Source organism: Nocardiopsis sp. iso_238, assembly GCF_056173325.1.
Window position 1 is genome coordinate 2556083 of sequence record NZ_CM149668.1, and the last position, 17546, is coordinate 2573628.

22 protein-coding genes are annotated in these 17546 nt (G+C 67.3%); 10 read left to right on the top strand and 12 right to left on the bottom strand.

Features of this window, described 5'->3' with window-relative positions; translation table 11 throughout:
• Window positions 1–11: 11 nt before the first annotated feature.
• Both fabI and AC0VYL_RS11280 read left to right on the top strand, forming a co-directional pair.
• Complete coding sequence (fabI, locus tag AC0VYL_RS11275; protein ID WP_378739683.1) at window positions 12–776, top strand: enoyl-ACP reductase FabI; 765 nt, start codon at window positions 12–14, stop codon at window positions 774–776.
• A 104-nt stretch (window positions 777–880) separates the two neighbouring features.
• Window positions 881–1639: an SDR family NAD(P)-dependent oxidoreductase gene (locus AC0VYL_RS11280; protein ID WP_475462587.1), complete on the top strand. Its 759-nt coding sequence runs from the start codon at window positions 881–883 to the stop codon at window positions 1637–1639.
• Between the two features lie 397 nt (window positions 1640–2036).
• On the opposite strand, the gene AC0VYL_RS11285 is transcribed toward AC0VYL_RS11280, so the two are convergent.
• Complete coding sequence (locus AC0VYL_RS11285) at window positions 2037–2978, bottom strand: LysR family transcriptional regulator (RefSeq protein ID WP_475483080.1); 942 nt, start codon at window positions 2976–2978, stop codon at window positions 2037–2039.
• Between the two features lie 452 nt (window positions 2979–3430).
• Here AC0VYL_RS11285 and AC0VYL_RS11290 point away from each other — a divergent pair, with 452 nt between their 5' ends.
• Window positions 3431–4207: a sulfite exporter TauE/SafE family protein gene (locus tag AC0VYL_RS11290; protein ID WP_475483081.1), complete on the top strand. Its 777-nt coding sequence runs from the start codon at window positions 3431–3433 to the stop codon at window positions 4205–4207.
• Between the two features lie 357 nt (window positions 4208–4564).
• Here the strand turns inward: AC0VYL_RS11290 and AC0VYL_RS11295 are convergent, their stop codons facing one another.
• A complete protein-coding gene (locus tag AC0VYL_RS11295) occupies window positions 4565–4885 on the bottom strand; it encodes a hypothetical protein (protein ID WP_475483082.1) in 321 nt (106 codons plus the stop codon).
• A 622-nt stretch (window positions 4886–5507) separates the two neighbouring features.
• Entirely contained in the window at window positions 5508–6407 is a 900-nt protein-coding gene (gene budC, locus AC0VYL_RS11300; protein WP_475483083.1) for a meso-2,3-butanediol dehydrogenase, read from the bottom strand.
• A gap of 27 nt (window positions 6408–6434) precedes the next feature.
• Here budC and AC0VYL_RS11305 point away from each other — a divergent pair, with 27 nt between their 5' ends.
• A complete protein-coding gene (locus AC0VYL_RS11305; RefSeq protein ID WP_475483084.1) occupies window positions 6435–7400 on the top strand; it encodes a helix-turn-helix domain-containing protein in 966 nt (321 codons plus the stop codon).
• 426 nt (window positions 7401–7826) lie between these two features.
• Here the strand turns inward: AC0VYL_RS11305 and AC0VYL_RS11310 are convergent, their stop codons facing one another.
• Complete coding sequence (locus AC0VYL_RS11310) at window positions 7827–8705, bottom strand: MBL fold metallo-hydrolase (RefSeq protein ID WP_475462594.1); 879 nt, start codon at window positions 8703–8705, stop codon at window positions 7827–7829.
• Between the two features lie 258 nt (window positions 8706–8963).
• Here AC0VYL_RS11310 and AC0VYL_RS11315 point away from each other — a divergent pair, with 258 nt between their 5' ends.
• From AC0VYL_RS11315 to AC0VYL_RS11340, 6 genes are all read left to right on the top strand, one after another.
• Entirely contained in the window at window positions 8964–9701 is a 738-nt protein-coding gene (locus AC0VYL_RS11315; protein WP_475462595.1) for a hypothetical protein, read from the top strand.
• Window positions 9702–9760: 59 nt separating this feature from the next.
• On the top strand, window positions 9761–10195 hold the full coding sequence (locus tag AC0VYL_RS11320; RefSeq protein ID WP_475483085.1) for an HIT family protein: 435 nt from the start codon (window positions 9761–9763) through the stop codon (window positions 10193–10195).
• A gap of 21 nt (window positions 10196–10216) precedes the next feature.
• On the top strand, window positions 10217–11833 hold the full coding sequence (locus tag AC0VYL_RS11325; protein ID WP_475462597.1) for a GMC family oxidoreductase: 1617 nt from the start codon (window positions 10217–10219) through the stop codon (window positions 11831–11833).
• 125 nt (window positions 11834–11958) lie between these two features.
• The gene (amcA, locus tag AC0VYL_RS11330; RefSeq protein ID WP_475483086.1) at window positions 11959–12261 is read left to right on the top strand and encodes a multiple cyclophane-containing RiPP AmcA; all 303 of its coding nucleotides are present in this window, start codon (window positions 11959–11961) and stop codon (window positions 12259–12261) included.
• A gap of 8 nt (window positions 12262–12269) precedes the next feature.
• Complete coding sequence (locus AC0VYL_RS11335; RefSeq protein WP_475483595.1) at window positions 12270–12743, top strand: pentapeptide repeat-containing protein; 474 nt, start codon at window positions 12270–12272, stop codon at window positions 12741–12743.
• Entirely contained in the window at window positions 12668–12820 is a 153-nt protein-coding gene (locus AC0VYL_RS11340; RefSeq protein WP_475483087.1) for a hypothetical protein, read from the top strand. Before AC0VYL_RS11335 ends, AC0VYL_RS11340 begins: the two co-directional genes overlap by 76 nt.
• A 280-nt stretch (window positions 12821–13100) precedes the next feature.
• Here the strand turns inward: AC0VYL_RS11340 and rpmF are convergent, their stop codons facing one another.
• The 8 genes from rpmF to AC0VYL_RS11380 all read right to left on the bottom strand — a co-directional run bounded on the left by rpmF (window position 13101) and on the right by AC0VYL_RS11380 (window position 17296).
• The gene (gene rpmF, locus AC0VYL_RS11345; protein WP_475483088.1) at window positions 13101–13271 is read right to left on the bottom strand and encodes a 50S ribosomal protein L32; all 171 of its coding nucleotides are present in this window, start codon (window positions 13269–13271) and stop codon (window positions 13101–13103) included.
• 49 nt (window positions 13272–13320) lie between these two features.
• Complete coding sequence (locus AC0VYL_RS11350) at window positions 13321–13563, bottom strand: type B 50S ribosomal protein L31 (protein ID WP_475483089.1); 243 nt, start codon at window positions 13561–13563, stop codon at window positions 13321–13323.
• 28 nt (window positions 13564–13591) lie between these two features.
• A complete protein-coding gene (gene rpmG, locus AC0VYL_RS11355) occupies window positions 13592–13756 on the bottom strand; it encodes a 50S ribosomal protein L33 (protein ID WP_014908751.1) in 165 nt (54 codons plus the stop codon).
• A gap of 127 nt (window positions 13757–13883) precedes the next feature.
• Entirely contained in the window at window positions 13884–15131 is a 1248-nt protein-coding gene (locus tag AC0VYL_RS11360) for a GTP-binding protein (protein ID WP_475483090.1), read from the bottom strand.
• Window positions 15132–15300: 169 nt separating this feature from the next.
• Window positions 15301–15606: a 30S ribosomal protein S14 gene (gene rpsN / locus AC0VYL_RS11365; RefSeq protein WP_475462603.1), complete on the bottom strand. Its 306-nt coding sequence runs from the start codon at window positions 15604–15606 to the stop codon at window positions 15301–15303.
• On the bottom strand, window positions 15606–15842 hold the full coding sequence (gene rpmB / locus AC0VYL_RS11370) for a 50S ribosomal protein L28 (RefSeq protein WP_475462604.1): 237 nt from the start codon (window positions 15840–15842) through the stop codon (window positions 15606–15608). Before rpmB ends, rpsN begins: the two co-directional genes overlap by 1 nt.
• A 96-nt stretch (window positions 15843–15938) precedes the next feature.
• On the bottom strand, window positions 15939–16190 hold the full coding sequence (gene rpsR / locus AC0VYL_RS11375; protein WP_475462605.1) for a 30S ribosomal protein S18: 252 nt from the start codon (window positions 16188–16190) through the stop codon (window positions 15939–15941).
• A 2-nt stretch (window positions 16191–16192) separates the two neighbouring features.
• The gene (locus AC0VYL_RS11380; RefSeq protein WP_475483091.1) at window positions 16193–17296 is read right to left on the bottom strand and encodes a CobW family GTP-binding protein; all 1104 of its coding nucleotides are present in this window, start codon (window positions 17294–17296) and stop codon (window positions 16193–16195) included.
• Between the last annotated feature and the right edge of the window lie 250 nt (window positions 17297–17546).

A 17546-nucleotide genomic window follows, 5' to 3' on the forward strand; every position in this document is an offset into this window, starting at 1 on the left:
GACGGACCACCATGGGAATCCTCGAAGGCAAGCGCATCCTCGTCACCGGTGTGCTCACCGACTCCTCCATCGGCTTCCACGTCGCCCGACTCGCCCAGGAACAGGGCGCGACGGTCGTGCTCACCGGCTACGGCCGGATGGGCCTGGTGCAGCGCATCGCCAAGCGCCTGCCCGAGACGCCGCCCGTCCTGGAACTGGACGTCACCGACGACCAGCACCTGGCGAGCCTGGCCGAACGCGTCGGGGAGCACGTTGACGGCCTCGACGGCATCGTGCACTCCATCGGCTTCACCCCGCAGGGTGCGCTGGGCGGCAACTTCCTCAACACCGAGTGGGACGACGTCGCCCAGGCGATGCACACGTCCACGTTCTCGCTGAAGTCGCTCACCACCGCGCTCCTGCCCCTCATGGACCGGGGCGGATCCGTCGTCGCCCTGGACTTCGACAACAGCGTCTCCTACCCCATCTACGACTGGATGGGCGTGGCCAAGTCCGCGCTGACCTCCACCGCGCGCTACCTGGCCCGCTACGTGGGCGACCGGAACATCCGGGTCAACCTGGTCTCCGCCGGTCCGCTGAGCACCATGGCCGCCCGCAGCATCCCCGGCTTCGAGGAGCTGGCCAGGCACTGGCCCGAGCGGGCGCCCCTGGGTTGGGACGTCAGCGACCCCGAGCCCGCCGCCAAGGCGGTCGTGGCCCTGCTGTCGGACTGGTTCCCGGCGACCACCGGCGAGATCGTGCACGTCGACGGCGGGTTCCACTCCACGGGAGCCTGATCCGTGTGTGGGCGGCACCCCGACCGGGGCGCCGCCCACACGTGTGTTCGCGGCACCGGTACCATCTGCCCCGCGGCACGGTGTCGTTTCGGAAGGCGGACGGTATGGATCTGGGACTGTCGGGGGCGCGGGTCGTGGTGACCGGTGCCAGCAGGGGGATCGGCCGCGCCATCGCCCAGGTGTTCGCCCAGGAGGGCGCCGACCTGGCGATCTGCGCCCGCGGGGCCGAAGCGCTGGGCCAGACCGCGAGGGAGCTCTCCGACGCGGGGGCGAAGGTCTTCACGCGCTCCCTGGACGTCACCGACCACATCGCGCTTCCGTCCTTCGTGAACGACGCCGCCTCCGAGCTCGGCGGCCTGGACGTCCTGGTGTCCAACGTGTCCGGTGGCAGCGCGCCCACCCCGGACCAGTGGGAGCGGGGGTTCAACGCGGACCTCATGCCGTTCGTGCGCCTCACGGAGGCGGCGAGGCCCTACCTGATCGGCTCCGAGCGCGGCTCGGTCGTCCTGGTCTCCACCACCTCGGCGCTGCACGTCACCACTCCCGCCGGCGCCCGCTCCTACGGTGCCGTCAAGGCGGCCCTGAACCACCACGCGTCCTCGCTCGCCCGTGAGTGGGCGCCCGACGGCGTACGGGTCAACACGGTCTCGCCGGGCCCCACCGAGTTCCCCGGCGGCGGCTGGGAGCGGCGCCGAGGCAGCGACCCGGACTTCTACGAGAGCGTCCGCGAACGCGTCCCCTACGGCCGCCTGGGCCGCCCGGAGGAGGTGGCCCGCTCGGTCGCCTTCCTGGCCAGCCCCGCCGCCACCTACGTCACCGGCCAGAACCTGGTCGTCGACGGCGGCTTCCTCGACCAGGTCTGACCCGGGGGCCGTGCTCCCGCGCCCCGGGAGCACGACCCCGCTCCGTGGTCCGATGACCTGAGGGCCATGAAGAGAAACCGCCACGGGACTTACACATCTCCATGCCCTGAGCCTTTTGGGGAAGCGGTCGGGCCCGCCTCTGAACAGCAGCCGTCCCCTGCGCTGCGGCATGCCCTCTGGCCGCAAGGACCATCGGATGAGAAGTGCCCTGGTTGCGTGCCGTCACGTGTCACTTCGTGCCGTTGCGTCCCACACCATCCGAATCAGGATGCCGTCCTGTGCCACGTCGTGCCGCTCGCTGACGTGCCGGTCCACAACTGCGGAGCACGAACGGAGCACGCAAGCGGGCGAAGCATCCGATGGTCATGGGGACGGACTTTCAGCAGTGGGCCAGGGTTCATGATTCTGCCTGCTCATCCTGGTCCTCGGCATTCACGGCCACGCGATGGTCGAGCAGCAGATCGACGAACGCGCCTATGCTCTTGTCAGTGGTAGCGAGGTCCTTGGTGACCAGCGTGGCCTGTCGCTCAGCCCAGGGCTCCGCCAATACGTCCACGGCCGCAAGCGGTACGGCGTGGCGTTGCACGGCCCCGCGCGGAACCACTGCCCGCCCCGCACCTGTGCCGGCCACGGCGCACACGGCGGCGAGTGAGGGCAAACGGACCCGATAAGCCGGTTCGATCCCTAGTTCGCGCGCGTGCCGGTCGATGAGGTCCTGTAAGGGGTTGCCCTCAAGGAGACCGATGAGAGGGCCCTCCAACAGGTCGGTCAATCGAAGCGGGCTACGGGGAGCTGCCGTGGGCGGACCGATGACCACGAGGTGGTCGTCCCACAGCGGGTGCGTCCGGTAGGACGCCGATGCGGACAGGGGGGACAAGGAGATGACGGCGATGTCGGCGAGATCGTCGCGGACGTGCTCGAAAGCGGCCTCGCTGCTCAGCTCGGTCATGGTGACCGCGACGCCGGGCAGCCGGTTCAGGGTTGAGGCGACGAACTCTGTGAGGGCATCGGCGGCCGAACTGTTGGTCGCCAGCCTGACCTTGCTCTTCAGGCCATGGGCGTGAGCACTCATGCTCGACTCCAGATCTCGGGCCTGCTCGAGTAGGCTGCGCCCTCTGGTGGTCAGGAGTTCTCCGGCTGGTGTCGGTGACACACCTCCTCCGCCGCGATCGAGCAATCGCAGGCCGAAGTGGCGTTCGAGCGTGCTGATGCGGACGCTGGCCGCGGAGAGCGACAGATCGCGGCGCTGAGCACCCGCTGTGATGGAGCCCATGTCGACCACGTCCACGAACAGCGCGAGGTCGCGCAGGTCCACCGTCCCCGTGGATCTCGCCTTCATCTTCCCGGAAGCCTCCTTCGTCAGATCGCGATGCGCAGAGCACTACCCGCAGATGAGAATCGCCCGTGAGTTGTCCACACGGAGAGTTTCGAACCAAGGGCGGGTGCGATCGTGGTGATCATAGGTGAGGGGGTGCGGTGGTGGTCGCGAAGGTGGGATCGCTTGCTCGAAAGGCACGGGCCAAGGGCAGTGTGGCACCCCTGGACGAGACGGTCTTTGGAACGTGCCTATCGTCAGCAGCTCCATGTCATCGTGTGGCTGCTGGAAGACGGTGACAAGGACGAGGCGACCCGTGTGGCCCTCGAAGGACCCTGGACGCGCGAGGCAGGGCGATGACACGAGAGCGCCCTGGGCACGTGCCGGGACAAGGGCACCTTCCTACCGTCGGGCATGGAGAAAGTGCAGGGACCAGCGAAGACGGGTCTTTCCTTCCCAGCGTTGGGGGAGGGTAGATGGAACTGGTGTGGATGCATTGGGCGGCCATCATCGGGGCTGGATTTCTCGCTGGGATGATCAACGCCGTGGTCGGCTCAGGAACGCTGATCACGTTTCCTGTCCTGATCCTGTTGGGGTACCCGCCGTTGGTCGCGAACATCTCCAACACGGTCGGTCTTGTCGGAGGCAGTCTCGCCGGAACCTATGGCTATCGTCGTGAACTCCGTGCGCAGGGACCCTTCGCACGACTGCTCCTGCCCGTTTCGTTGGTGGGAGGTGTGATCGGGGCCTTGGCGCTTCTGGTCCTTCCGCCCCGGGCGTTCACGGTTGTGGTGCCCTTCCTGATCGCTCTGGGCCTGGTCATGGTGGTGGTTGGGCCCTTGGTTCAGCGAGGAGTTGCCGCGCGCGCTTTGGCGGGTGCCGAGACCGGCGGTCCTCGGCGCGTGATGATCTGTGTGGTGGTCTTGCTGCTCGGCGCCTACGGGGGCTACTTCGGTGCGGCGCAGGGCATTTTGATCATGGGGGCCATGGGATTGCTTGCCCAGGAGTCGCTCCAGTCTCTCAACGGATTGAAAAACCTTCTGGTGGCGGTGGTGAACGCTGTTGCCGCGATCACGTTCGTGGTGGTGGCGCCCGAGGCGATCGAGTGGATGGTGGTGTTGTCGCTCGCTGCCGGTTCGATCGGGGGAGGGCTGGTGGGCGCGCACGTGGGGAGGAGGCTGCCTTCTTCTTTGTTGCGCGGGCTCATCGTGTTCGTTGGTTCTGTGGCCATCGTGGACTTCTTGACGGTGTGAAACGCGAGTGGCGGGTTCGGCTGTCCGTGGTGTCTGTGTGCCTGAGTGGTGGTGCGGGTGGCCTGGACTTCGCTGTGGCTGGCGGCCGGGTCGGCGGTGCCGGATTCAATCGGGCCTTTGGAGTTGCGCGTTCTTTGCGTGAGTGGATTCGGACCGGACGTGGTGGGTGCATGCCGGGATCGCCTCCCGTCACTCACGGCAGAGCCGGTGCGCTACATCGGTGAATCCATGACTGGCTGGTCATGAGATGACTCCTCTGGGCTGGCCACAGTGGGGGCATGGATGGATTCATCGAAGCGGCCTTCAGCCTGACGACCCCTGCTGAGAGCAGGTGGCGCAATGGTCGCTGACCTGCTCTCACAGCGCCTGGAAGCCAAGCAGGTGGTGGCGTGGTCGGTAAGCAGGTCGTGGGCAGGTGTGGGCAGGTTGGGTGAGCAAGTGCGCGGCCTGCAGCTCCTCCAACAGCTCCTGAACCTCGTCGCCCACCGAGCCGGTGAGTACTGCGGCCGAGACGGTAGAGGTGGTCGGGCCCGGAGCGGCGGTCACGAGCAGGAACACCCGCACCTCCTCGGGGGTGAGCTGATCCCGGGAGGTGTCGAAAACTGCCCGCAGTACCTGGGTCGGTTCGGCATGAGGACCGTGGTCTTTGAGTTTGTCGACCCGGGAGACAGCCTTCACCAGCCGCTCGGAGAGTGTGCTCGGGGACAGGCGGGGCTTGCGGGCGAGTTGGGCTCCGGCGGATCTCCAGCGCCAGCGGCAGGTGCCCGCACAACTCGGACAACCTGCTCAGCTCCACCACGTCGTCAGCGCGCGTGTCCTGGGGGTCGGCCGCCTTGAGGGCGAAGGCCAACAGCGCCAGGGAGTCCGCCGGGTCCAACACGTCCAGGTCCAGGTGGCGGGCGCCGGCCAGGGAGTGCAAGCCGCCGCGCGTGAGTCGCCACAGCCACCTCCAGGGAGACGATTCCTGAGGTCTGGTTCAGCCCATCCAACCCCCACCCCAGGCCGGGGAACGCCCGGGGCCAGGATCCAGACCCCTGCCAGCACCGCCGCGATCACGCCCAGTACCACCGGCCAGATCCAGCTGTGTCTCATAGAACCGATTGGTCCCTGTCCACAGCCGATCCGGACAGGATTCCACCGAAACCGGTCACTTTTGTTCGTGGCCAGGATGCTGGTCAGAGACCCCACGGCAGTCCCGCGACGCAGGTGTCTCGCACTGCCCGCCAGCTGATGGGTCTGGCGTGCCATCGGCCCACACCGAGCTTCCCCTGACCGGGTCGACAGCCGCGGTCGTGGTGTGTCAGTGGTAGAGAGCGGTCTGGCCGTTCGACGCGGTCAGGCCACCGTCGACGGCGATGTGCGCGCCGTTGACGTACGAAGCGCCGAAGCCGGAGAGGAACGCTACGACAGCGGCCACCTCGGTGGGATCGCCGGGCCTGCCCATGGGCACTCGGTCGTCGAACCGGTCGCGTAGTGACGTGCCTTCGGCGAGCGCCGCGCGGATCTCCTCGTGGCTGGTCGTCACGCCGGGATGGACCGCGTTGACCCGGATCTCCCGGCCGTGGTCGAGAGCCATCGCGTTGGTCAGATTGACCACCGCTCCCTTGGTCGCGTTGTAGGCGGCCTGTGCCCAGTCACCACCCACGCCACCGACGGATCCGATGTTGACGATGCATCCACCGACCGCGCGCAGGTGGGGTAGGGCAGCGCGGGAAGCGAAGAACAGACCGTCGACGTTCACGCTCATCATGGCGCGATAGGTGTCCTCGCTCGTGCTCTCCACGGTGCCCGGCCGAGCCAGCCCCGCATTGTTGACGAGGACGTCCAGATGCCCGTACCGCTCGGCGACCCCGTCCATGAGCGCGGTGATGGCGGCCAGGTCGGAGACATCGCCGACACACGCGTGCATGTCTCCTCCGCCCTGGCCGCTCTCGATGGCCCGGCGCAGGGTCGATTCGGTACGCCCCACCAGAACGGTGGTGTATCCGTCGGCGGCGAAGCGGTGCGCGATGTGGACACCCAGGCCTCCTCCCGCGCCGGTGATCACGGCCACGCGGCCGTTCCGGTCTCGCCTGTCGTGCCGGTGGTCGTGCCGTTCGTTCATCGAGTCCTCCTGAAACGTGGGTGCTTCGCACACTACGAAGATTGTCGAAGCCTCGGCTTGTACCAGGGCGACGACCGACTGGAAGATCGGCGACACACATCCCGACGGCAGACTGGTGGCACCATGGACGACAAGACCGCATCCTTCTCGCTCGACTCACGTCATGCGGCCACCACCGGTCGGGACGACTACGAACGGAACTGGCGCGCCCACGTCGGAGACGAGTTCCCTCTCCCCAGGTTCAGCGCGGCGACAGCGGCCGACTTCCGGGTACGCTTCCGTGCCGCCAAGGTGCATGACGTGGCCATCACCACTGTGGACGGAGCATCGGCGGCGCGGACGGCGGACGAACCGGTTCAGGACACCGATCAGGTCCGCCTATGGCTGGTGCACAGCGGAGCCTGGGCTCTGGGCAGCAGGCGGAACAGCGTGGAACATACCGTGGCGGCGGGAGGTTTCCTGCTGCGGCATGCCGCGGGAACGCCTCACTTCGCGCTCCCGCCCCACACGCGAGCGCGGTGCGTCGTGCTGCCCGCCGCCCCCTTCTCCCTGTCACTCCCCGGCCGCGGAGTCACCGGCCACGCCGACGCCGCCGAGGTCCGCCTCCTAGTCGCGCATGCCACCATGGTGGAAGAGGTTCTGGCCGATCTGAGCCCGGCCGGTGCCCGCGCCGCGCGGGACACGCTGGTCGAGTTGGCCACCGCGGTGGCGCAGCGCGGCTTCGACGATGTGGACACTCGCCTCGCTCCGACCCTCGTCCAGGCGGCCAAGGACCTCGCGGAGCAGCGGCTCACCGACGCCGACCTTTCGTCGGCGATGTTGGCCCGGGAACTGAACGTCTCCGTGCGTACCCTGCAGCGCGCCTTCGCGGCCTGCGGGGAATCGGTGACCGCCTATATCCGGGAGAAGCGCTTGGAGTCGGCCGGGCGGGCGCTCTCGGCGTCTCGCTTGACCGTCGCGGAAATCGCCGCGCACTGGCAGTTCTCCGACAGCAGCCACTTCAGTCGTGCTTTCAAACAGCGCTACGGACTCACACCCACCGAGCACGCTCGGCAGAACCACCGGTCAGAGGATCAGACTGGCCGATAGTGGGCCTGTCGGCGGGCAGAGGCACGAAGGCGAACCACGGTTGGAGCGACTGCGCGCATCCTTCCCCGGGGCCCCTTTCCCGACCGGAATGTCCGCCGGACACCGTACTGCCGGAGTCCGGGGGTCGGCGTCGGCCGCTACCCGGAGCCGTCGGCCGAGTCGCGACTTCGGCCTAGGAAGTGTTTTGTGGATGCTTTCGCCGGTGGCGGCGGAGCCGCCATCGATGCGAGCGGCCGTCGCCCCTACTGTGCGCTGCTACGCAAGCTCTGCAGCCTCGCACAGCGGAGGCCCGCCCGGGGTTGGCTGTCCGAGCTTCATCGGCGCGGCGAGAGGAAGCCTGGTGGTAACGCGAGGACACAGCGCCGAAGGCGTCCGTTGAGGGTGGTGGCGGGCGACGGGCGGGAGGAATGATCCAAAAAACACGACCTAGGCCAGCGGCTCCCAGTCGAAGACGTCTCCAGTACGGCGTACCCGGCCGAAGGGGACGTCGGCGAAGTGGATACCGAACCCGATGATGTCCTGGTCGGCGAGCCGACCGAGCACCTGGCGCCGGAGCCCGGCCGAGGCGTCGGGCGCCGGTTCGCCCACGGTCACCCAATCCGGGTGCGCTACCTGCGCTGGGGAGTGCAGCACGTCGGCGAACGCGAGCAGCCGGTCGTCACCGGACGTGAGTTCGTATCCCATTTGCCCGGCCGTGTGGCCGGGCAACGCGACAGCGCGCACCCCTGGAAAGACCTCGTCCCCGTCCGAGACGACACGCACCCGTCGAGCGAGGGTGTCCGCGATCTCCTCCGTCACTCCGAACGTCGTGTGGCGGTCTTCCCACTCCCGCCGCGAGACGAGGTACGGCGCGTGTCCGAAGGCGGGGAGGGTGCCGCCCGGCTCCGGGTGCGCGGCCCAGCCCAGGTGCTCCATGTGGAGGTGGGTGATCGCGACCGCCTCTATGTCGTGGGGGTCGCGTCCGAGCTCGGCGAGACTCTCCAGAAGCGAACCGCCGTACATCGACGCCATGCCGTGTTCCATCATGGAGATCGGCTCGGTGAACGGGCCGTAGCCGACGTCGACCAGCATGGCTCGTTCACCATGTTCGATCAGCAGGCCGCCCGCGCTGATCGTCAACCTACCGGCCGGGTCCAAGTACCGGCTGTTCCGTGCCCAGGTCTCGTCCGACGTCGTCGGGAAGAGGCTGCGCGGAACCATCTTGACCGCTCCGTCCGGCACATAACTCACGCTCAGCTCACCCACCCGCAACGAACGGATGCGCGCCGGTCGCCGCAGCCGGTCCTCGGTGTCCGAGTTCCCCATTGCTACTCCTCTTGGCGATCGACTACTCTCCATGAGGCTAATAGTCTCATGGGAAGGGGGTGTTGCGTGGCCTTCGTGTGTCATCGCTTGCCTGGACTTGTCGGTCAAAGTGGTCTGCATGGCCTGTTTTTCACTGCATCGCTCGCGTCGAGGGCGCGTGTGCCTCGCGTGGAGCGACCTCCTTCTGTTGGACTAATAGTTGCACGTGATGGTGACTTCCCGTACATGGATGGCGCCCCTGCCGCCTATGCTTCGCGCATGAAGGACAACAGCGACACGCCCCGGACGGGGGTCGACGGCGACACGGCCACCGAGTACGAGGCGTCACACGAGCCACACCAGGCGGCCGAGGAGCTGACCGCTACCGCGTACGCCGTCCTCGGAATCCTGTCCGTCAACGGTGAGATGCTCTCGGCGGGCGAGATCAAGCAACGGACGGCCTTCGCCCTGCGCTTCTTCTACTCGGCGCCGGCCGTCAGCCACATCCGCCGAGAATTGCGGCGTCTACTGGCCTTGGGCCTGGTCCAGGACAGTGAGGTGTCCTTGGGCGGATCGCGCCGTGCTCAGGTGTTCCGCATCACCCAGGAGGGCGAGAGCGCGCTGCGACTCTGGGTCGTCGAAGGCGACGAGGACACCATGACGGTCAAAGACCCCCTACTGCTCCGGGTCTTTCTCGGCCGCGGGGCACCACAGTCGAGCCTGCTCGCCCTCGTCGACGCCCGCCTGCGACAGGTGGACGAGGATATCCGAGATGTGGTGTGGGGGCACCGCCGCGCCGCCGAGATGGGGTTGATCCCGCACGAGGACCGCAGGCACACCATGGCCGTGTCTCAGTACACCTTGCGCGCCCTGTACTTCACACAAGGCAATCTCCGTCAGCTCCGCGACACCCTCGAGGGCTTCGACGACGAAGCCTTTCAACGGGACACCAGGTGGTCGCGTGAGGAACTTTCCTTCCGGCCCTCGGATCCCACCCAGGACCAGGGACACCGATAGAACCCGTTCGCGCCCCTCCGCGGACGGTCCGCTCACCGCATGTGAAAGGTACTTCGGCCGTGCCCACTCTGTTCTCACGCATCATCGCCGGTGAACTGCCCGGACGCTTTGTCTGGCGGGATCCCGAGGTCACCGCGTTTCTCACCATCGCGCCCTTGCGGCCCGGCCACACCCTCGTCGTTCCTCGGCGCGAAATCGACCGGTGGACGGACGCCGACAGCGGGCTTCTGGGCCGGTGCGTGGAGGTCGCCCAAGCCGTCGGGAAAGGGGTGCAGCGGGCTTGGGACGCTCCGAGAGTCGGCCTCGTCATCGCGGGCTTCGAGGTGCCACACCTGCATATACATGTCTCTCCCGTCTGGGACATGTCCGACTTCGATTTCAGCAAGGCCGAACCGGAGGAGGACCAGTCCTCTCTGGAGGACGCCGCGGAGAAACTGCGCGCCGCCTTGCTCGAACTCGGTTATGAACAGGCCCGGGACACCGACCGCGGCTGATACTTCGAGGAGACGCCGAACATGAGCACCCCCCATGAACAAGCCGATACCGCGGCGACCGCGACCTCGCGGCTCGTATTCGCCGACCATCTGGACGACGGTGCCGCGTTCGACTACATCGTGTGCGGCGCCGGGTCGTCCGGTTCCGTTCTCGCTGGGAGACTCGCGGCCGACCCGGCCGTCACTGTCCTGCTCGTCGAGAGCGGCGGCGACGACGATGACGAGCGTGTCCGCGATCCCGACCTGTGGCCGACCAATCTCGGCACTGAGCGGACCTGGGGCCACGTCACGGAGCCGAACCGGCATCTGAACGGGCGCCGACTCGCTTACGCCACCGGTCGTGGGCTGGGCGGGGGAGGGGCCGTCAACGCGGGTGTGTGGGCTCGTGGTCACCGGAGCGACTGGGACTCCTACGCCGATGCCGCAGGCGATTCCGCGTGGGGATACGCGCACGTGCTGGAGCACTACCGTGACATCGAGGATTGGCAGGGCTCGCCCGACCCCGAGCGTCGGGGGGTCGGCGGGCCGATGCGGGTACGGCCGTCGCAGGACGTGCATCCGCTGTTCACCGCCTTCCTCGACGGCGCCGAGGAAGGCGGCGTCCCTCGATTCGACAGCGCCAACGGGATCCTGATGGAGGAGGCCTCCGGATGCGCCGTGCGGGACGAGAACATCCACGACGGCGTGCGGGAGACCCCCTTCCGTCGCTACGTCGCCGAACGTGTGGGGCGGCCGAACCTCATGGTGCTCCCGAGCACGACGGTCTCCCGCGTTCTGCTCTCCGCGGGGCGGGCCCACGGTGTCGAGCTCGTGCGCGACGGCAAGGTGGTGCGCGCCCACGCGTCGCGAGAGGTGGTGCTGTCGCTGGGCGCGCTCGGTACCCCGGCCGTGCTCATGCGGTCCGGTATCGGGGACGAGGGCGAACTGCGGACCCTGGGCATCCCGGTGATCCAGCACCTGCCCGGCGTCGGGCGAAACCTTGATGACCACATACGTCTCCCCTGTATGTGGGAGGCGACGGACGTGCCGCTGCCGATGCCCACACGCAGCCAGGCCGTCTGTTTCTGGGAAGACGAAACACGGCCGGGCGCACCAGAGTTCGTCATGTACGTCTCGCCGGCGCCGTCCGTCTCCCCCGAGAGTGCGGTGCAGTACCCGCCGCCGGAGCGGTGCTTCACCCTGATGCCCGCCATGCGCCCACGCCGTGGCAGTCGTGGTCGGGTCCGTCTGGTGAGCACGGACCCGATGGCCCGACCGCGCATCGAGACGAACTTCCTCGTCGATCCGGATGACGTGCGCTCGGCCCTGTCCGCCGTTGCCATGGCTCGGGAGATCGGCAATTCCGCGGCGCTCCGCCCGTTCGTCGAGCGGGAGGTGTCCCCGGCGTCCTCTGCGGCTGACACGGTGGAGATGTTCGTGCGGAACGCCGTGGAAACCTACTGGCACCAGAGCGGCACCTCCCGGATGGGTCGGGATGAGGGGGCCGTGGTGGACGCGAGCCTCAAGGTCTACGGCATCGAGGGCCTTCGCGTCGCCGATGCCTCGGTGCTGCCCCACGTGACGGTCGCCAACACCATGGCGCCTTCCATCGTTATCGGCGAGCGGGCGGCGGAGATTCTCGCGACCGAGCAGGGCTGAGACGAACGGCCGGCCTCAGGGGCAGGGCGAACGGGCGGTGCCGTCGTAGACGGTGGCGGGCGATTCGTCCTGCCGAACCGGAGGTCGTCCTGCAGGCGGGTCGACCGGCCGACGCTCGATCTCCGGTGCCGTTCTCCACGCGCGCGAACCCAGCATCGCGATGTTCAAGTTCGGGAGCTGTCATCGCCCGCCTGGCCCGCATCCTGCGCCTGGAACTGACCGAGCTGACCGGAACCGAAACCGAGGCGGTCACCGACACGCGCTACGACGCCGCCCGCGCGATCGAGCGGGCCGCCGACCTGATCGACCGGCTCCAACCGGCCACCCCGGTAGGGCTGTTCGACAACCGCGACAACCGCGACACCTGGGACAACGTCGGCGGAGGCCCCTGGGACAACCGTTCGACGTGGGACAACTGGAAGAAGTAGGGGAACCTGTGCAGACCGCCGAGATCCGGGGCGCGAAAGTGCTCCTGCCCAGCGACGACGAGCCGACGGTGCGCGCCTGGCCCTACCCCACCCCGCTGGAGGAGGAGAAGGTCGCCAACACCCACTTCACCTCCCTCGACCTGACCTCACACCGCCTGGTAGACACCGCCCTGAACCGGTGCCGGTTCACGGGCTCACGGCTGATGGGGGTGTCACTGGCGCGCGTTTCGATGACTGACGTGCTCTTCGAGGGCTGCCAGTTCGACTACGCCAGCTGGGAGCAGGTCAAGGTCACCGGTGATGTGGCGTTCGTCGGCTGCTCCTTCAAGGAAGCCGAGATCATCGGAAGCGACCTTCGTGATGCTTCGACGACTGCACCTTCGCCGCGGACATCAAGAACACCAAGATGTCCGGCACCGACCTGCGCGGCAGCGACCTGTCGAACCTGTCCGGGCTGGCCTCGCTCCATGGTGCGAAGGTGACCGAGATCCAGCTCCGGCAGTTGAGCGAGGTCATGATCCGCGATTTGGACCTCACGATCGCGGAGATCCCGTTGTAGGCGCGGCTGCGCTCAACCAGGACTGGCCTCCGTACATGCAGCGGCTTTCCCCTGAGCAAGGGACCACTTCAAGCTGATACTGGAAGCCACCGAGAAGGTAACGCACCTGGCCGCGAGTGCTCTCGCCCGCCCATAGGCGGGCGAGAGCACGGACTTCGCGGGAGAGGGCCTCAGTGGTGTCGGTCATGCCTCTGACAGAACCACTACGGGTAGGGGCAGAGGCACCTCACCCGAGAGAGTCTGCACCCCAGGCCAGGAGATGTGGTCCAGGAAACGCGACCTAGTCCGGGAGGGGAACGAGACCGCGCTGGTAGGCGCGAACGAGGTTGCGGGGAACCCGGTACTCGCGGCCTCGGATGTGGAGAGTCACCAGTTCGGGGGCCGTGGCCTTCCACTGGGATCGACGCGTCCGGGTGTTGGACCGCGACATCCTGCGTTTGGGTACTGCCATGGGAGTGGCTCCTTTCGGTTCGGGATGAGGGCCGGGTGATCGGTCGCGACTACTTGCGCTGGTAGCGGCGCTGGAAGCGCTCCACCCGGCCAGCGGTGTCCACCACGCGTGAGGTGCCTGTGTAGAAGGGGTGGCTGGCGCTGGAGATCTCGACGTCGATCACCGGGTACGTGTCGCCGTTCCACTCGATGGTCTCGTCGCTGCTTCGAGTGGAACGGGTGAGAATCGCGAAGTCGGCCGCCTTGTCACGGAAGACGACGGGCTCGTACCTGGGGTGGATGTCCTTCTGCATGGGTTCTCCGTTGGGTGCGGGTGTTCGGTCAGCGTTCCTCGCGGAACTCGACGTGGCGGCGGATCTTGGGGTCGTACTTGCGTAGGACCAGACGATCCGGGGTGTTGCGGCGGTTCTTGCGGGTCACGTAGGTGGTTCCGGTGCCCGCCGTGGATCGGAGCTTGATGATGGGTCGAACGTCGTTGCGTGCCATGGGTTCCTTTCGGGGACCAGACCTTGCATGCGGCAACCGTTCTCTTGAAGCGCGAGTTGCGCCCCCGAAGATCAGCACCGCCCGCTGAGGTCGCTGGGTCGTGTACGTGCCAGCGCGACCTGGCCTGCTACTGCGAACCGGGCCCGTCGGCGACGGGCCCAGACTGATGGTGGTCGTGCATGCCCCGCACGTCCCACTCCGGGAAGGGGTCGGGCAACCGGTCCCAGGAGGAACGCAACTCGTCCTCGGTCAACAGGCAGGAGCGCAGAGCCGCGTCCAGCGCGTCTCGACGCAGGTCCTGACCGATGAAGACCAGCTCCTGGCGGGGTGTGACCGGTTCGCTGTCCACGAGGTCCCCGGCGGAGTAACCCAACGATGGTCCGTCGGCGGGGTTCCAGACTCCGGTCGGCTCGAAGCGGGCGACCGGCCCGGCCTGGGACCACAGTCCCGTCATCCGGGGGCGGCTCGCCAGCCAGAAGAACCCCTTGGTACGTAGGATCCTGCCGTACCCGGCCTCCTCGAACCCGGAAGTGATCATCCTCCAGAGGCGATCGGGGTGGAAGGGCCGGTCAGCCCGGAACACCAGGCTGGAGATGCCGTACTCCTCGGTCTCGGGCACGTGGTCGCCGTTGAGTTCGGAAACCCAGCCCGGTGCCCGTGAAGCTCGTTCCGGATCGAACAGGCCAGCCCCGACCAACTCGGCCGGGGGCACCTGTCCATGGTGGATCCGCAGGACTCGTGCCAGAGGGTTGAGTCGTCTGACGGCTGCTTCGACGCGGTCGACCTGTTCCTCGGTCACCAGGTCGATCTTGTTGACCAGGATCAGGTCGGCGAACTCCACCTGGTCGACCAGCAGATCGCTGACGGTTCGTTCGTCGTCCTCGTAGGCGTCCAGGCCGCGCTCGACCAGGTCATCCCCGGCGTCGAGTTCGTGAAGGAACCGTGCGGCGTCGACCACCGAGACCATGGTGTCCAGACGCGCCCCTGCCAGGAGCGGGGTGCCGTCGGGCCCGGGGACGGCGAAGGTGGCCGCCACCGGCATGGGCTCGGAGATACCGCTCGACTCGATGAGGAGATGGTCGAAGCGACCTCGCGCCGCGAGTTCGGCGACCTCCTCCAACAGGTCGTCGCGCAGCGTGCAGCAGATGCAGCCGTTGGTCATCTCCACGAGTCGCTCATCGGTCCGGGACAGGTGACCCTCGCCCCTGACCAGGTCGGCGTCGATGTTGATCTCGCTCATGTCGTTGACGATCACGGCGACCCGCACACCGTCCAGATTTCCCAGCACGTGGTTGAGCAGAGTGGTTTTGCCCGCTCCCAGGAATCCGGAGAGAACGGTGACAGGAAGTGTCGTCGGAGCGTTCGGGGTGCCCATCGCTACTTCTTCTTTCGGTGGACCGTGAAGAGCCCAGACCCAAGGGGACAGACCATTGTTCCGGTTGGGACGGACATTCCATTTACTGGTGCGGTGAGGGGGATCGGTTCCCGGAGGGAGTGCCCGCTCCGGGAACCATGGCGTCGCACTGAACCGGCTGGGTCCGGAACTACCAACTGGACTTGGTGACCCCGGGGAGTTCACCACGGTGCGCCATTTCCCGGAACCGGATCCGCGACACTCCGAACTTCCTCAGATGCGCGCGGGGACGACCGTCGATCACGTCCCGGTTGCGGACCCGGGTCGCGCTGGCGTCCCGCGGTTGGCGACGCAGTTCGGCGACCGCCGCCACGCGCTCGGCCTCGCTGGTGTGCGGACTCCTGATCAGGCGCTTGAGCTCGGCCCGCCGCTCGGCGTAGCGCGCGACGACGGCCTTACGCTGTTCGTTGCGGGCGATCTTGCTCTTCTTGGCCATCAGACCCTCTCCCCTCGGGCACGGATGTCGGCGACCACGCGTTCGATACCGCGGGCATCGATGACGCGCATGCCCTTGACGCTCAGCCGCAGTCTCACGAAGCGCTGTTCGCTGGGCAGCCAGTAACGCTTGTTCTGGATGTTGGGGTCGAACCGACGCTTGGTGCGCCGATGCGAGTGGGAGACGGCATTACCGAAGCTCGGTGCCTTCCCGGTCACCTGGCAGACTCGGGCCATGGTCTTTTCTCCTGTTCCTTCTCTGGGTCGCGCTCTGTTCGCTTCTCCGCTGTCGTGAGAACGGTCGCGACGGCTGTGGGTTCGGGTTTCACACGTTCAGCTTTGACGTGCGGAGGAAGGGTAGGGAAGAAGGGCCATCTCGCGGGCGTTCTTGACCGCCGCCGCGATCAGACGCTGTTGTCGTGCGGTGACCCGGGTGACGCGACGGCTGCGGATCTTGCCCTTCTCCGAGATGAACTTCCGCAGCAGGTTGGTGTCCTTGTAGTCGACGTGGGTCGCTTCGCCCAGCGGATTGGTGAAGGAGCGCCTGCCTGGCGTCCTTTCGGTACGGCGCTTGCTCGGGGTCATGGTCACCCTTCTGAGAACTCGGCGAACGGGTCGTTCTGGAACTCCTGGCCGACTTCGGTGTCGGTCGCCAGACACGAGTCCAGGAGTGAGAGGAGGGACGCGGTGTCCATGCCGACACCGGTGAAGGACAGGTGTTGGCGACGGTCACCCACGATCGGGTCCCAGTCGATGAGGGCTCTGGCGCGCCGGTCCGGGGAGACCAGTTCCATCGCTGCCTCGGGCAGGGCACTCAGCCACGGTCCGCCACTTTCGACCATGAGCAGGTCCTGGTGGGAATCCCACACCAGGAGGGTGTCCGGCTGGCTGGCCAGCCAGAATCGTCCTCGGCCACGAAGGGACATCGCGACGATCTGTTCCAGGGCGGCGGAGAGCCTCTCCGGGTGCATCGGGCGCTTTCTCGTCCAGGTCACGGTGCTCACCCCCTGGGTCTCGTCGTGGTCCATGTAGTGGGCCCAGGACGGGTTGAGGCGCCGGTGGGCGGACTCCGGGTCGAACCGTTGGTCCAGGAGAACGGAGAGGTCGGCTCCCGAGGTGACGATCGCCGCTGCGGGGTTGAGTTGGTGGAGGAGCGCGCGGGCGTGGGTGTGACCCGCCTCCGCCGAGAGGACCAGGACGTGGGGGTACTCCACCTGCCGGTTGAGGACTTCGGCGACCGTGCGGGTGTCGTCCTGGGCGATGTCCATCTCGCGGTCGCCCAGTTCGTCCGGGCTGCCCACATCCGAGGTGAGTCGCTCGGGGTCGACCACGGTGGCGACGGTGGCCAGGGCGAGTTCCGACTGCGCGGCGATGCTCTCGGCGGTCGATCGGGGTTCCAGCCCCTCCCAGGAGTCCACGACGCACAGGTCGTGTCGACCGTCGGCCGCGGTGCGCAGGAGGAAGGGGATGAGGTCCTCCCGCACCGTGCACGACGCACAGGCGTGGTCGAGTTCCACCTGCTCGCTCCTGCTGGTGCCCGCAGGGTGCCGAACCACTCGGCGCACCACCCCGTCACCGATGTCCCTCATGTCATGGTGCACCGCGATCGATCGAGGGACGGCCCTGAGCAACTCGTCCACGGCCTTCGTTCGCGCCTCTGCGTGCAGGCCGGTGACCAGTGCGATGCGCATCGGGTGCTCCTCTCCTGGGTGTCGCCTCAGTGATGAAAATGAAAACCGTTTCCATACTCTACACAGACCAGGAGGGTGCCCGCCCCGGCGGGCGGGTCGGATCGGGGGGTCATGCGCGTGCTACGGTGCTGATAATCATTTTCATCTGATCGGCTCGCGCTCCCCTGGAGTCCATCTCGTGTACGTAGTGCGAAGTCAACGCCGGGCAGTTCCCCGGGCGCTGGAGGCACCGGGCCGGGCGGTCGACTGA